Origin of the sequence: Halomonas elongata, assembly GCF_029081005.1 — a bacterium.
Lineage (GTDB): Bacteria > Pseudomonadota > Gammaproteobacteria > Pseudomonadales > Halomonadaceae > Halomonas > Halomonas elongata_B.
In genome coordinates, this window is the sequence record NZ_JAJQTQ010000008.1 from 92,714 (window position 1) to 106,230 (window position 13,517).

Annotated in this window: 13 protein-coding genes; 5 read left to right on the forward strand and 8 right to left on the reverse strand. The window is 62.4% G+C overall.

Annotated elements, in window-relative coordinates; all coding sequences use genetic code 11:
* Positions 1–2: 2 nt before the first annotated feature.
* From LU493_RS08095 to LU493_RS08110, 4 genes are all read left to right on the forward strand, one after another.
* A complete protein-coding gene (locus LU493_RS08095; RefSeq protein WP_275287280.1) occupies positions 3–1,544 on the forward strand; it encodes an alkaline phosphatase D family protein in 1,542 nt (513 codons plus the stop codon).
* A gap of 263 nt (positions 1,545–1,807) precedes the next feature.
* On the forward strand, positions 1,808–2,494 hold the full coding sequence (gene csiR / locus LU493_RS08100) for a DNA-binding transcriptional regulator CsiR (protein WP_275287281.1): 687 nt from the start codon (positions 1,808–1,810) through the stop codon (positions 2,492–2,494).
* A 181-nt stretch (positions 2,495–2,675) separates the two neighbouring features.
* Positions 2,676–2,972, forward strand: coding sequence for a type II toxin-antitoxin system HigB family toxin (locus LU493_RS08105; RefSeq protein ID WP_275287282.1), 297 nt, complete (start codon positions 2,676–2,678; stop codon positions 2,970–2,972).
* Entirely contained in the window at positions 2,969–3,334 is a 366-nt protein-coding gene (locus LU493_RS08110) for a helix-turn-helix domain-containing protein (RefSeq protein WP_428994548.1), read from the forward strand. The genes LU493_RS08105 and LU493_RS08110 overlap by 4 nt, the downstream gene beginning before the upstream one ends.
* Before the next feature lies 1 nt (position 3,335).
* Here LU493_RS08110 and LU493_RS08115 read toward each other — a convergent pair whose 3' ends face one another.
* On the reverse strand, positions 3,336–3,641 hold the full coding sequence (locus tag LU493_RS08115; RefSeq protein ID WP_275287283.1) for a HigA family addiction module antitoxin: 306 nt from the start codon (positions 3,639–3,641) through the stop codon (positions 3,336–3,338).
* Between the two features lie 114 nt (positions 3,642–3,755).
* Here LU493_RS08115 and LU493_RS08120 point away from each other — a divergent pair, with 114 nt between their 5' ends.
* Positions 3,756–3,971, forward strand: a complete 216-nt coding sequence (locus LU493_RS08120) for a ribbon-helix-helix protein, CopG family (RefSeq protein ID WP_275287284.1) — start codon at positions 3,756–3,758, stop codon at positions 3,969–3,971.
* A 56-nt stretch (positions 3,972–4,027) separates the two neighbouring features.
* Here LU493_RS08120 and LU493_RS08125 read toward each other — a convergent pair whose 3' ends face one another.
* The 7 genes from LU493_RS08125 to LU493_RS08155 all read right to left on the reverse strand — a co-directional run bounded on the left by LU493_RS08125 (position 4,028) and on the right by LU493_RS08155 (position 13,512).
* Positions 4,028–4,441, reverse strand: coding sequence for a hypothetical protein (locus LU493_RS08125; protein WP_275287285.1), 414 nt, complete (start codon positions 4,439–4,441; stop codon positions 4,028–4,030).
* Complete coding sequence (pgaC, locus tag LU493_RS08130; RefSeq protein WP_275287339.1) at positions 4,428–5,678, reverse strand: poly-beta-1,6-N-acetyl-D-glucosamine synthase; 1,251 nt, start codon at positions 5,676–5,678, stop codon at positions 4,428–4,430. Before pgaC ends, LU493_RS08125 begins: the two co-directional genes overlap by 14 nt.
* Entirely contained in the window at positions 5,678–7,690 is a 2,013-nt protein-coding gene (gene pgaB / locus LU493_RS08135; protein ID WP_275287286.1) for a poly-beta-1,6-N-acetyl-D-glucosamine N-deacetylase PgaB, read from the reverse strand. The genes pgaC and pgaB overlap by 1 nt, the downstream gene beginning before the upstream one ends.
* Positions 7,687–10,032: a poly-beta-1,6 N-acetyl-D-glucosamine export porin PgaA gene (gene pgaA / locus LU493_RS08140; RefSeq protein WP_428994549.1), complete on the reverse strand. Its 2,346-nt coding sequence runs from the start codon at positions 10,030–10,032 to the stop codon at positions 7,687–7,689. The genes pgaB and pgaA overlap by 4 nt, the downstream gene beginning before the upstream one ends.
* 1,043 nt (positions 10,033–11,075) lie before the next feature.
* Positions 11,076–12,014, reverse strand: a complete 939-nt coding sequence (locus LU493_RS08145; protein WP_275287287.1) for a biotin-dependent carboxyltransferase family protein — start codon at positions 12,012–12,014, stop codon at positions 11,076–11,078.
* Positions 12,011–12,727 carry a 5-oxoprolinase subunit PxpB gene (gene pxpB / locus LU493_RS08150; RefSeq protein WP_275287288.1) on the reverse strand — a complete coding sequence of 239 codons (717 nt, stop codon included), beginning with the start codon at positions 12,725–12,727 and terminating at the stop codon, positions 12,011–12,013. Before pxpB ends, LU493_RS08145 begins: the two co-directional genes overlap by 4 nt.
* Positions 12,724–13,512: a 5-oxoprolinase subunit PxpA gene (locus LU493_RS08155; protein WP_275287289.1), complete on the reverse strand. Its 789-nt coding sequence runs from the start codon at positions 13,510–13,512 to the stop codon at positions 12,724–12,726. Before LU493_RS08155 ends, pxpB begins: the two co-directional genes overlap by 4 nt.
* Positions 13,513–13,517: the final 5 nt, after the last annotated feature.

Consider the following 13,517-nt stretch of genomic DNA (forward strand, 5'->3'; position numbering starts at 1 on the left):
ACATGCTGACACGACGCCAGGTACTGGGCCTTGGCCTGCAGGGTGGCGTGGCGTTCGGCGCCACCATGGCCGCGCCCGCCATCGTGCTTGCCGAGACGCGCCGACCGGTGATCACTTCCGGCGTGATGAGCGGTGACATGCTGACGGATCGCGCCATGATCTGGTCGCGCGCCGACCGCCCTTCCAGAATGCTGTTGGAAATCGCCGACAATCCCGAATTCAAGGGTGCGCGCCACTTGCGTGGCCCCGAGACCCTGCCCGTGCGGGATCTCACCGCCAAGCTGGACGTCACCGGGCTCGATGGCATGGATACCCTGCACTATCGGGTGCGCTTCGCTGCCCTTGGCGACCATCGTGCCGTCAGCGAGCCCGTTGCCGGACAGCTACGCCTGCCCTCCACCCAAAAGCGCGATGTGCGTTTCGTCTGGTCCGGCGATACCGCTGGCCAGGGCTGGGGCATCGATGAATCACGCGGCGGCATGACCACCTACGAGACCATGCGACAGCAGCGCCCGGATTTCTTCCTTCATTCCGGCGACACCGTCTATGCCGATGGCCCCTTGAAGGAAAGCGTCGAGCTGGCGGATGGCAGCACCTGGCGCAACCTGGTCACGCCAGCCAAGAGCAAGGTCGCCGAGACCCTCGACGAGTATCGGGGCCAGCATGCCTACAACCTGATGGATGCCAATGTGCGGGGCCTGAACGCCGAGGTGCCGATGTTGGCCCAGTGGGATGACCACGAGACGGTGAACAACTGGTATCCCGGTGAAGTGCTGGACGACCCGCGCTACACCGAGACGAACGTTTCGCTGCTCTCGGCTCGGGCTCGCCAGGCCTTTCTCGAGTACATGCCGATGCGTCAGCAGCCCGAGGCACCCCAGCGGATTCATCGCCGCTTCCCCTACGGGCCGGGGCTCGAGGTGTTCATGCTCGACATGCGCAGCTTCCGCGGGCATAACGACGCCAACCGGCAGGAAGATGGCGCCACCCTGCTCGGCCGCCAGCAGATCGACTGGCTGATCGACAGCTTGAAGCGCTCCACCGCGACCTGGAAGATCATCGCCTCTGACATGCCAGTGGGATTGATGGTCGCCGACGGCGACAATGCCGAGGCGGTCGCCAACGGCGAGCCTGGTCGACCGCTGGGCCGGGAGCAGGAGATCGCCCGGTTGCTGGAGGCCATTCGCGACAACGATATCCGCAATGTGGTGTGGTTCACCGCCGACGTGCACTACACCGCTGCGCACCACTACTCGCCGGAGCGCGCCGCTTTCAAGAAATTCCGGCCCTTCTGGGAATTCGTCAGCGGCCCCCTGCATGCCGGCACCTTCGGCCCCAACGACCTCGACGCCACCTTCGGCCCCAAGGTCGTCTTCCAGAAGGCACCGCCCGACGGCCAGGCCAACCTCCCGCCCTCGGCGGGCTACCAGTTCTTCGGCCAGGTCGACCTCGACGGCGAAAGCGAAACGCTGACCGTCACCCTGAAGGACTCTGCCGGAAATGCGCTGTATACGCAGGAACTGGCACCGGAGATGAAAGCTTGAGCTAGAAGCCAGAAGCTGGAAGCTGGAAGCCAGAAGCCAGAAGCCAGAAGCTGGAAGCTGGAAGAAAAAGCAACACCTACCCCAGAACCACATTATTCGGGTTTGACCTTGGGGTTACTTCCAGCTTCAAGCTTCCAGCCGCGAAGCGGCGCTCTTCCAGCTTGGGACGACTTCCAGCCACGAAGCGGCTCTCTCCCTCTTCCTTCTTTCCGCCAGTTCTTGTTCGCGTATCATGTCCATCTACTTCAGGGAATGGCAGGACGATGGACAGCACTCCCAAACAGAATCTCGGTATCAGCGCTTATCGCGGCCTCAAGCACGACATCATTCGCGGGGTCTTCCAGCCTGGGGAGAAGCTGCTGATGAGTCGTCTCAAGCAGCGTTACGAGCTGGGTGTCGGGCCCTTGCGCGAGGCGTTGTCGCAGCTGGTCGCCGAGCGTCTGGTCGTGGCCATCAGCCAGCGCGGCTATCGGGTCGCGCCGATGTCTCGGGAGGAGCTCGCCGATCTCTACGATGCGCGGGCGCAGCTCGAGGGGCTGGTGCTCGAGCTGGCCATCCAGCGGGGTGACGATGCCTGGGAGGCCGACGTTCTCGCCAAGGCGCATACCCTGGCCAAGGTCATGGAGGTGAACGGCCCCGACGAGATGCTCGATATCTGGGATACCCGGCACAAGGCCTTCCATACCGCCATCGCCGCCGGCTGCAACTCCCCTCACCTGCTGCAGGTTCGGGAGAATCTCTTCAATCAGGTCGAGCGCTATCGGCATCTGTGGCTGTGCGAGACGGTGTTCTCCGACGAGGCCCTGGAGCGCAAGCGCCAGGAGCACTCCGCCCTGGTCGAGGTCATCCTGGCTCGCGACACCGACACCGCCTGCCGGATGATGCGCGACCACCTGATGACCCCGGTACCGATCATCCTGGAAGTGATGGAGCGGCGGGGGTTGGCGTGAGCTGGAAGCTTGAAGAGCGCCGCTTCGCGGCTGGAAGCTGGAAGTAACCCCAGGGTCAACACCCGAGAGGCATTACAGACATGTGATGGCACGGTGGCCCCGCGTCAGTTCCCCGATACGCCCCTCAGTGCTTGACTCCCAAAACGGGAGCACCTATAGTTCTCCCGAAAAGGGAGGACTCATGAGAGTCATCGCAAAACGGACGCTGCGGGAATTCTGGGAGCAAGGCTACGGCGATGCCGAAAGGCCGCTCACGGAGTGGCACAACATGATGCTGAAGGCATCCTGGAAGACTCCGCAAGAACTAAAGGCAGACATTCGCACTGCCAGCATCCTCAAGAGTGGCCGAGTCGTCTTCAACATCGGCGGCAACAAGTACCGGGTTATTGTCGCGATACGTTATACCCAACAAATTGCCTGGGTACGTTTCGTGGGCACTCATGCTCAGTATGACCAGGTTGACGCGGAGAGCATATGATGAACATCCAGCCTATCCACACCGATGCTGATCTTGAGCGGGCTTTTGCCCGGATGGAAGAACTCTGGGCCGCTGAAGACGGCACTGCCGCAGCCGATGAGCTGGAAGTGTTGTCCATCCTGATCGAGAAGTACGAGGATGAGCGCTACCCTATCGGGCCATCGGATCCGATCGAGGCCATCAAGTTTCGTATGGAGCAACAGGGCCTTACGCCCCGCGACCTGGAGCCCTACATTGGCCCGAGCGGCCGTGTTTCCGAAGTGCTCAATCGCAAGCGCAAGCTCAGCCTGCGTATGATCAGGCGGCTCCACGATGGGCTCAACATTCCGTACGAGAGTCTTATGGACGAGGCAGCCGCGTGACCTAGTCAGCGCGCGGCTTGATGGCAAGATAGTTCCCTTCACGGCGTGCTTTCTCCAGGTCATGGGCATTCTGTAGCCGGAGCCAAAAGCCTTCGCTGGTGCCGAAGTAACGAGACAGGCGCAGATCAGTATCGGCCGTGATGGCACGGCGGCCCCGGGTCAATTCCCCGATACGCGTTGCCGGTACATCGATTGCAGTGGCCAGGGCGTTCTTGGTCAGCCCCAGCGGTTCGATGAATTCCTCGAGCAGGATCTCGCCAGGGTGGATATTGGGCAGCCACTCCTGGTTGGTAGTGTGGTCAGTCATCGTCGTACCCTCGTTGATCCCGGTGATACTTTTTCGAACACCTACCAGGTGGCCGTCAAGGTTTTGTCACAACGTCGGGTTATACTGGGCATCATCGTGCCAGGAGACTGCCCCATGCCGCACTTTCTGCGTTTTTCCCAAGGGCTTGAAACCCGTCTGGAGCGCCTCGCCGAGCGTACCGGCCTTTCCAAGGCCGAGTTGATCGAGCGTCTGGTGAGCGAGGGTGTCGATGAGCTCGAGACCGAGCTGATGTTCGAGGATGCCCCTCGCCGGCCGCAGTCGGAGCTGTCTATCGATCAGTTGTTGCGTGAGAGCGGGCTCGGTATCTAGTGTCATCGCACTTGCTTCCAGCCGCGAAGCGGCGCTCTTCCAGCTTTTAGTCAGCTTCAAGCTGAGGTGCGGCTTCGGCGGCGCTTGCGCATCCGGTGCAGCAGCCGTTCGTAGCAGACCCAGACGTGAATCACAGCGAAGACGATGACGAAGTTGAGCCCGACGATCTGCAGCAGGTCGAGGAACATTTCGATCTTCAGCAGCAGTTCGGTGTTGGCCATCTGCAGATAGGTCTGCGAGAGGACCAGGCCCCAGAGGCCGAGGGTGAACAGCATCAGGGCGACGTCACGGCAGCGGTAGGTCCAGCTGCTGCGGCGCTTGTTGCTGATGACCATGCACCCCAGCACATTGGAGGTGACCCGGGCGGGAGCCGCCGTGTCCTGTGCCACCAGGCCCTGATCCGTCAGGTCCGCGGCCAGGATGTCGTGGTCCATCGTGCGGGTCGTGCCCAGTGTTTCAGTGTTCGTCACGGAATCGCTCTCCTCTATCAGGGCTGCTCCATATCGCGGGTTGGCCGGGTCGTCGTACCACGGCCTTGGGAAAGGCCACCACGACGGTGGCCATGTTCAACAACCAGTAAAAAACCGGGTACCAGATACACCAGAACATGCAGTGGATCATGCCGGGGTCATAGCGGCTGTCGATGGCGAAGCTGACACAGAACTGCACCAGGCAGAGCAGTATCAGGACGCCGCCGAACCACTGCAGCAGGTCGGTATCCGTCAACAGGGTATCGCTCAGAAAGAAGCCGATGAGGCCGGCCGCCAGCAGCGTCAGCATGGAGTAGCACCACACCACGCTGATGATGTATTCGGCGATCAGCGGCCAGAAGCGCCGGTTGCTCAGGCGTATGGCCTTGGTGAAGTGGCGCAGAAAGGCCTCGGCGGCGCCCTGTGCCCAGCGAAGCCGCTGCTTGTAGAGGCCGCGCAGGGTCTCCGGCATCAGTACCCAGCACAGTGCGCGCGGTTCGTAGCGCACTTGCCAACCGGATAGCTGTAGCTTCCAGCTGATATCGATATCTTCGGTGATCATGTCGGTACTCCAACCTTCCAACTCCAGCAGGGCCGCACGCCGGAACGCGCAGATGACGCCGGAGATGGTGAAGACCATGCCGTAGATGCGCTGAGCTCGCTTGATCAGACCGATGATCGACGAGAACTCGCCGGTCTGGATCTTGCCGATGGCAGTGGAACGTGTCCGCACACGGGGGTTGCCGGTCACGCAGCCGACGCGGGGGCTGTCGATGAAGTGGATGACCATCCAGTTGACGGCGTCATAATCGAGTACCGCATCGCCATCGATACCCACGATATAGTCCCCGGAGGCTACAGCCAGCCCGTGGTTCATGGCCTCTGCCTTGCCCTGGTTTTCCTGGTGAAGGACTCTGAGGCCGGGGTACTGCTTCGCCAGCCCATCCAGGCGCTCCCCGGTGTCGTCACTGCTGCCATCGTTGATGGCGATGATCTCCAGGTTGGCGTAGTTCTGTCGGAACAGGTGATCGATGGTCTCGTTGATGTTGCCGCCTTCATTGTGACAGGGCACCAGGATGGTGACCCGGGGCGGATCGACCATGTCCGCCAGGGCGGGACGCCGCGACTGCCCGCGCTCCCAGTGGAAGTAGTAGTAGACGCCGCCACAGGTCCAGACCACCGCCATGATGCTCGGGTAGCCGGTGGTGAAGGAGGCGAGAAGGTCGAAGAAGGCCATCATGGTGTCTTCCTCAGGTTGGTACCCAAGGAAAACTCGCGACGCAGCACATCGGCATCGGGATGATCGTTGTGGAAGTCGAAGGGATAGTAGCCGTACTGGTTGATGCCGGCTTCGCGGATGATGCGCATCCAATGCGCCAGCTTGTCGCTGTCGATAGGCGTCTGGTCACGCCAGTCCTGGGCCTGCAGCTCGAAAATCAGCGAAGCGGGTTCGACACGGCGGGCGGCAACTTCGGCGATGTTCTTCAACCAGGCCTCGGGATCTTCCGCCCCTTCCATGTAGGGCATGGCCATCACGGCGGTGAAGTCGTAGGCCCGCGAAAACGCCTCCAGATCCTGGGCGAACCACTGCTCGCTCTGCGGGTTCAGCACCACCGGCGCATAGACGTTGCGCGCGGTGTAGAGCGTGGTGGTGTCGTACATGCGGTAACGGCTGGCTTCCTCGACGAGACGATCCGTGAAGTCGATCAGGAAATCGGTCTTGTACCGGGCCCACCTGTCCATCAGGGCTTCGTCCTGGCGGATGGCGTCCACCGAGCGCGGCAGCCCCCATTTTTCCTGGTACCAGTCCAGCGCGGCCGGCGTGGCATCCTCGAAGTCGCTGAGCAGGCCGTCATCGTGGAACAGCAGGCCATCGAACTTGGCGTAGTAGCCCAGGTCCTTGTAGATGTCGGCGATTACCTCGCGATTGCGCTCGACGAAGGGAGACAACCGGCGGTAGCGCTCGGGGCTGGGTTTGCCCAGCCGGGCATCGCTGACGTAGGTAACGTCGTCCCCCAGGTCGAAGGCCATGACCGGCATCCAGGCATACACCGAAACGCCGGCGCGCTTCTTGAGCTGCCAGGCCACTCGGTTGAAGAGATCGGCCCGCACGGGCAGATGGTCGTTGGGAAAATACAGGCCCTCGGCCACGCCATCGCCATCCGCGTCGGCAAAGGCCTGCAGATAGACGGTACTGATCTCCTGCTCCTTGACCTTGTCGAGCAGCTTGCCGAGGTTTTCGACCTGCTGGGCCGGGTCGGGATCGTAGACGTAGTCGAGATCGACATGAATGACGCGTTCATCGGCAGGGTTCCAGATCGTGCCGCTCAGGTACTCCTCGACGGTTTCCAGGCTGGTTTCCTGGTCGATCAGGTAGCGATTGATGTCGTCGGAGCCTTCCGCGAGCTGGTTGGGCTCGGCGAGCAGCGAGAAGGTATGCGGCATGCCGAGCTCGGTGGCAATCTCGATGGCGGCCTTGCTGTAGCCGCCATAGGGCCAGATCACCGAGCGTGGTGCCTCGCCCAGCTTTTCCTTGAGCTGGTCTCTCGCCCGCTTGAGATCCGCACGGATGCGCTGACGATAGGCCTCGATGCTCTCGTAGCCGGACTCGCTCCAGCGCGGTGTACCGGCGGCGGGTTGCTCGTTGCCCTGCGGATTGCCGATGACGCCCTTGTGCAGGTCATGGGTATGGGTGGCCAGCTCGACCAGCGGCGATGCCTGCAGTTCGCGCAGTTGATCCCAGCTGAGAAAACGCTCGCGGGGCAGCATGACCTGGCCGTAAGGCACTTCGCCGCCCTCGGGCACCTCCAGCCAGCTGCCGACCGGGGCGACAACCGCCGGATAATCGTAAAGCTCCAGCAGGGGCAGCACGATGTCGTAGACGCTGCGGTAGCCATCGTCGAAGGTCAGCAGCACCGCCCTGGGTGGCAGAGGCTGCCGGCCGGCGCGGGCATCCAGGATGTCCTGCAGGCTGATCGGGTTGTAGCCCAGGGTCTCGATCAGGTTGAACTGCTGGACCAGCCGGTTGCGGGTGATGGTCTGCGGGTACACCTTGAGATCCGGCGTGCGCGTCAGGTCGATGACATCGTGATAGCTCAGCACTGTGTACTGCGTGGCCACACCGCCCTCCTCGGCGGTCTCTGCCAACGCCGCTGCGGATGCCAGCAGGCTGGCCAGCACAAGGGAACCGACCAGGCCGAGCCCGCGGACCAGGGCCGCGACGGTTTGCACGGCGCTTGGCATGCTCATGGGAGCCTCCAGTCGAGACCGATGCTGAACACGGTGCTCAATTCGGCGTCGCCGTCGTAGACGGACTTGTCACGCCTGATGCCGTATTCGAGATCGAGGGTGGGCGCGAGCTCCCAGCGATGCTGGTAGCCGATCTGCCATGTATTGGCGGCCGCTTCGTCCTCTTGCCAGTAGCGCCCCGTTCCGAGGCTCAGCTCCTGGACGAAGGACTGGCGATAATCCAGTGGGGTATGGTGCTCGATGTCCAGTTTGCCGCTGAGGCTGATGTCACGCTCGGGATTGAAGTAGCTGGCCGGTACATCCTCGTTGCGCGAGGTGCCGGCATAGACCTCCCCGGCGACTCGCCATTCATCGTACTGGTAGAGGATTTCCCGCCAGTGGCCGGTGAGCGAGCGTCGCAGGTTGCCGTCCTCGACGTCCATGAGGCTGAGCCCGACGCTGCCGGCGCCGGATTCGTCGCGGTGATAGTTCAGCGAGACCTGGTAGAGATCGGCCGAAAAACCGTCATTCAGGGCACGCAGTGGGGTCTGTGCGGTGTTCTTCTCGGCCTTCAGGGAAGTCGACCAGTGGTCATTGACGGCCAGGTTCAGCTCGCCCCTGAGCAAGGGGGCATCACTAAGCTGGGCGCCCTGCCCGACACTGAACGAGAAGTCGGCCGGATACAGGGGGAACTGGTAGCCGATGGTGGTGTAGGCGGCGCGCAGGTCCTGTTCGAAATATTCGCCGAACATAGCGATGCGTTCGGCGAAGAAGCGTCCGCCATCATCGGCCCGTGGGGTTTCCACTCGGGTGGTGAACTGCCAGTCTCGGGTGCTCTGCACGCCACTGCCGTTGCCCTGGCCTGTCGAGCCCGAGATGGTGAGCCCCCCGGCACGCCTTTCGCGCAGGTCACGCTCGAGACTGTCGCGGCTGACGCTCGGCAGATCTTCCTCGAGGCGATGCTCGATGCGCTCGACGGTGCCACGCCACTGGCCCTTGTCCAGTCGGGCCATGAGGATGCCGTGCTGCGGTGCATCGCGATCGTCCGGCGAGGATAGCTGAGCGGAACGCTCGTAGGCGTCGATGGCCTGGCGGGGCCAGCCTCGCCAGCGATAGAAGTCCCCCTGGGTCTTCCACAGGAAAGGGTTGGACGGGCCCTGATGCAGGAAGTCGTCCAGCCGGGGCTGGGCCTGGTCGATATCACCCCGCCAGGCCTCGAGCAGCATCTCGAGATTGAGGATCTGCTCATAGCTCGGGTTGTTCATCCGGCGGGTGCCGGTAAAGTTCCAATGGGTGGGCGGCTCTTCGGCTTTCCAGTCGGCGAGCAGACGCTCGGCTCGGTCATAGGCCTGGAGATCGGCATAGGCATAAAAAAGCGGCGCACTCAGCGGTTGCGGGCCAGCATGCGCCCGCTCGGGATTGTCCTCGACCAACTGCCAATAGATGGCAATGGCGTCGTCGGGACGCCCCATCCCGAAGAGCGCCTCGGCTCGCGCCTGACGCAGATACACAGGGAGTTCGCCGTAGCGCTCCGTGAGCTCGGCGGCGACAGCTTCCGCTTCGCTGAAGCGACGCAGCTTGACCAAGGCCTGCACTTTGTCGAATTCGACTCGTTGTATCAGCGTTGGAGCCGCCTCCGTCTCCGCAAGAAGAGAATTCAAGCCTTCCAATGCCTTCTGGTATAAAACGGGCTTGTTTGCGGACTGAGCCAGACGCAGCTGGTCCCTGGCGTCGTAATAGCGCAACCAGAGACGATCCTTGGCATTGAAGGCTTCGGGATACCGTTGCACCAAGCGTTCGGCGCCTCCTCTGGCACCGATCGTAACGGCAAGACGGTACAGGGCTTGTATGGCTTTCCAATCGCCAGAAGAACGTTCGACCTGCCACTGTAGGGTCTGAAGTTCCATCAGAGGATCATTACTGCTGGATGCGAGATAAGTGCGTGCTTGCAGCCAATCGGCTGAACGGCCATTGCGCTCTTCGATGCGCTGAAGAACCCTATCAGCCGCCGCATAGTTGCCCAGATCGATCCGAGTCAGTGCCAGGCCAAGCCAGCCCTGAAGATTGTCCGGTTGCCGTTGCGTCAACGCCTGATAATAGGTGTTTGCCTTCCCCAGAGCATTAACCTGGCGCGCCGCCATCCCCAGCATCTCGAGACCGGCGCTGGATAACTCACCAGTGATGCAGTCCAGACACAGATCCAGTACTTGCTGGTAGCGTTCAGCCCTTACGAGCAGCGCCATCAAATCATCCCGGACACGTACATCACCAGTCTGGGCATAGAGCTTACCGAGACCTTCGATACCGGCATCGAGCTGCCCCTGACGGGCCTTGATGACCCAGGCTTCTCGCTGATCATCCAACGTTCTGTCCCGGGAGTATGCAGCTTCCATCTGCACTAGACCCAGGCAACACATCAGCAATCCAATTGCTTTGAACATAGGGCTCCTTTCCATGCTTATGAAATCTCTCCCATAAGCACGCATCAATCCCATTCCCCTGCTTGCGTAAAAGACACACCAAAATCAAGGCCGCTCTTTCAGTCCAGGCCTGACTCCATGGGTGTTTAATATGCATGGCACACAAAGGAGTAGAGTGAAAAAACGCTCGACAGAAATCTCCAGGATTAACCCGAGAGTCGCCTGCGCTCATCCATTCGGCGTCAAAAATCAGATCAAATTTTTCGTTTCACTCGATGACCTTGCTTTTTCTCTTATTTTTCTTTCCGGTCATTCACCCGCCACTCTACCAGGGTCTTATAGACAGACTTGCAAAACAGACTTCCAAACACCTCTAATTTATTTGAATAATTTACCAAAGCAGAAAAACCAGTTAAAAATTGGCATCCCGGCAGCCTCCAAATAAAAGGGCCAATGAGCGACAGACGTCATCATTCCATCTTGCGAGACAAGCCGATTGGTTTTAAAACGCCTGCATTAGAAGCCAAAAATTGTAAACCGTCAACACAGATCCTCTTCATATCCAGCCAATCTACCGATAAAACGCATGAACAATTGTAACTTCACGCTCATCCATCTTTTCATGCTTTCAGGTTGTGCCCAAAAGTCGGATTGTAAATATTCCCCATGCCGAACCTGCATACTCTCCGATCGAAGCTGGAAGATGATCAAGGACATCGTCTCGCCCTCCCAGCCAATAGGCCGCCCACGCCGGCCGACGCTATGCCCTTGCGCGCCGAATTCCTCACCTATACCTCATGGGCTCCGGCTCCTGCGCTCCGGGCGCCTTGCGTGACCCAAGAGGAAGTGGAAAATGCGATGGCCCGTCGGGAACGGGCCTAGCCTTCACTATGTATGCTCGGCGATTTATGCAGCACTTCCCGAGTGTACGAAAAGTGACTCAGCGTTCCCCCGCCTTGGCGACGTCCGGGGCTGGTGTCCAGAAGCTATCGAAAGCCGGCGCGGAAGCGTCGGTGTTCGCTGTGGGCGCGTTCCCGCGAAGTTGCGACCAGGTGCACGTCTTGCCCTGGCAGGCATTGCGCCAGTCGTCCGCAAGCGAGGGGTGTCAGAGCGCCGAGGCGCGGGTAGCCGCCGATGGTCTGGCGGTCGTTGAGCAGCGCGATGGGTTGGCCGTCGGGCGGTACCTGTACCGCGCCGAGCCCGATGCCTTCGGAGATCATCCCGCCGAGTCGGCAGCGTAGTTGCGGCCCGCGCAGGCGTACGCCCATGCGATCGGCCCGTTCATCGACTCGCCACGCCGTATTGAAGGCCTGATACAGGCTGCGTCCTTCGAATTCGGCGATCTGGGCGCCCGGGAGCAGCGCCAGTCGCGGGGTCGTGGCATAGTCGGGCCGCACGTCGTCGGGGGCACGCCGGCCGGCATCCGGCATGCCCGTCGGTGTCTCGGTTCCCAGGCGGTCGCCCTCTTCCAGCTTGTGACCGAGGCCATCCAGGCCGCCGAGCCCCTCGCGAGGCACGCAGGCGGTGCTGCCGAGGACCGGTTCGGCGGCGAAGCCACCGGCAACGGCCAGGTAGGCCCGCAACCCGTTGACCGGCTGGGCAAACGCCAGCCGCTGTCCCGCGCGGACTCGCACGCTCTCCCAGAGCGGCAGGGAGTTTCCCTCCAGGGTCGCGCCGAGATCGGCGCCGCACACCGCGATGACGGTCTCTTGAGTGACATCGAGTTCCAGGCCGCCCATCGTGACCTCGAGCGCGGTGGTGCCCCAGGCATTGTCGACCAGACGATTGGCCCAGGCCCAGGCGTGCGGGTCGGCGGGGCCGCCCTGGGTAACGCCAAGGCGCCGCACGCCGAAGCGCCCGGCGTCCTGCAGCAGCGCCAGCGGCCCGGCACGACGCACCTCGAAGCGCGTCTTCACGTCACTCATTGATTCGCCTCCATGCCCCGGGTGTCACCACCCAGCCGTTCGAACTCGGCCCGCGAGACGGGCACGAAGCGCACCCGGTCGCCCACGGAAAGCAGGCTGAAGCCCTCGCGGTGGCGATCGAACAGCACCGCCGAGGTACGGCCGACCAGGTTCCAGCCACCCGGCGATACCAACGGGTAGGCGGATGTCTGACGTTCGGCGATGGCCACGCTACCCCTGGGCACGCGTCGGCGCGGTGTCTCCAGCCGCGGGCAGGCAATGCGCTCGTCGACCCGCCCCATGAAGGCGAAGCCCGGCGCGAAGCCCAGTGCGAAGACACGATATTCGGCCTGGCTGTGCTGTTCGATCACCTGCTCGATGCTCATGTTGGCCCGTTCGGCCAGACGCTCGAGTTCGGGTCCCACCGAAGGGTCGTACCAGGTCGGCAACTCGCGGGGCTCGGCATCGTCGCCCGCCTCGTCGGGTTGCAGGTCGGCCAGGAGGGTCATGAGTCGCCGCCGGGCTTCGTCCGGGGCCATGGCCAGCGGGTCGAACACCACCAGCAGCGTGGTGTAGGACGGGACCAGATCCACCAGGGCATCGCCAAAACTGGCTTCGCAACGCCGCACCAAAGCGGTCAGCCAAGGCATGTTGGCCTCGTCGATGGCATCGAACAGCCGGACCATCCAGCCGTCCAGGCCGGCGGGCTCGAGCCTAGGCAGCACGGCGCTCATGAAGACCCGTTCTCCGTCGAGTGGCCGTCTTGCGGCGCCCTGCCCTCGGCGACCAGTGCCTGACGAATCGCGGCGATGGCGGCGATAGATTCGGCGTTGTCGCCATGCACGCAGAGGGTGTCGGCCTGCAGCACGAGCCGGCTGCCATCGGTGGCGGTCAGCGGCTCGCCACGGGCGATACGGCGGGCCTGATCGACGATGATGTCGCGCTCGTGATGCACCGCCCCTGGCTCGCGTCGCGAGACCAGACGCCCATGGCCATCGTAGGCGCGATCCGCGAAGGCCTCGCACCACAGCGTCACGCCGTGCTGGCGGGCCAGCTCCCGTTCGGCAGTGTTGTCCCGGGTAGCCATCACCATCAGGGGCAAGCCGGCATCGAAGGCCGCCAGGGCCCGCATCACGGCGGCCAGGATGGCATGGTCGCGCATCATGTCGTTGTAGAGGGCGCCATGGGGCTTCACGTAGCCGAGCGAGCGTCCCTCGGCACGGCACATGCCGGCCAGGGCGCCGACCTGGTAGAGCACCAGGTTCTCGATCTCGGCGGGTGAACAGGCCATGGAACGCCGCCCGAATCCCGTCAGGTCCGGATAGGCGGGATGTGCGCCCACCATCACGCCGTGGCGCCCGGCCAGGCGAACCGTTTCGCGCATCACGTCCGGGTCGGAGGCATGGAAACCACAGGCCACATTGGCCAGGTCCACATGGGGCATGACCTCGCTGTCCAGACCCATGGTCCAGGCGCCGAAGCTCTCGCCCATGTCGGCATTAAGGAGCAGAGGTTGCATGTATC

Bases quoted from the DNA above. Each gene is read 5' to 3' on its own strand.
- LU493_RS08095 (WP_275287280.1), top strand. From the start codon at position 3: ATGCTGACACGACGCCAGGTACTGGGCCTTGGCCTGCAGGGTGGCGTG.
- csiR (WP_275287281.1), top strand. From the start codon at position 1,808: ATGGACAGCACTCCCAAACAGAATCTCGGTATCAGCGCTTATCGCGGC.
- LU493_RS08105 (WP_275287282.1), top strand. From the start codon at position 2,676: ATGAGAGTCATCGCAAAACGGACGCTGCGGGAATTCTGGGAGCAAGGC.
- LU493_RS08110 (WP_428994548.1), top strand. From the start codon at position 2,969: ATGATGAACATCCAGCCTATCCACACCGATGCTGATCTTGAGCGGGCT.
- LU493_RS08115 (WP_275287283.1), bottom strand. From the start codon at position 3,641: ATGACTGACCACACTACCAACCAGGAGTGGCTGCCCAATATCCACCCT.
- LU493_RS08120 (WP_275287284.1), top strand. From the start codon at position 3,756: ATGCCGCACTTTCTGCGTTTTTCCCAAGGGCTTGAAACCCGTCTGGAG.
- pgaC (WP_275287339.1), bottom strand. From the start codon at position 5,678: ATGGCCTTCTTCGACCTTCTCGCCTCCTTCACCACCGGCTACCCGAGC.
- pgaB (WP_275287286.1), bottom strand. From the start codon at position 7,690: ATGAGCATGCCAAGCGCCGTGCAAACCGTCGCGGCCCTGGTCCGCGGG.
- LU493_RS08145 (WP_275287287.1), bottom strand. From the start codon at position 12,014: ATGAGTGACGTGAAGACGCGCTTCGAGGTGCGTCGTGCCGGGCCGCTG.
- pxpB (WP_275287288.1), bottom strand. From the start codon at position 12,727: ATGAGCGCCGTGCTGCCTAGGCTCGAGCCCGCCGGCCTGGACGGCTGG.
- LU493_RS08155 (WP_275287289.1), bottom strand. From the start codon at position 13,512: ATGCAACCTCTGCTCCTTAATGCCGACATGGGCGAGAGCTTCGGCGCC.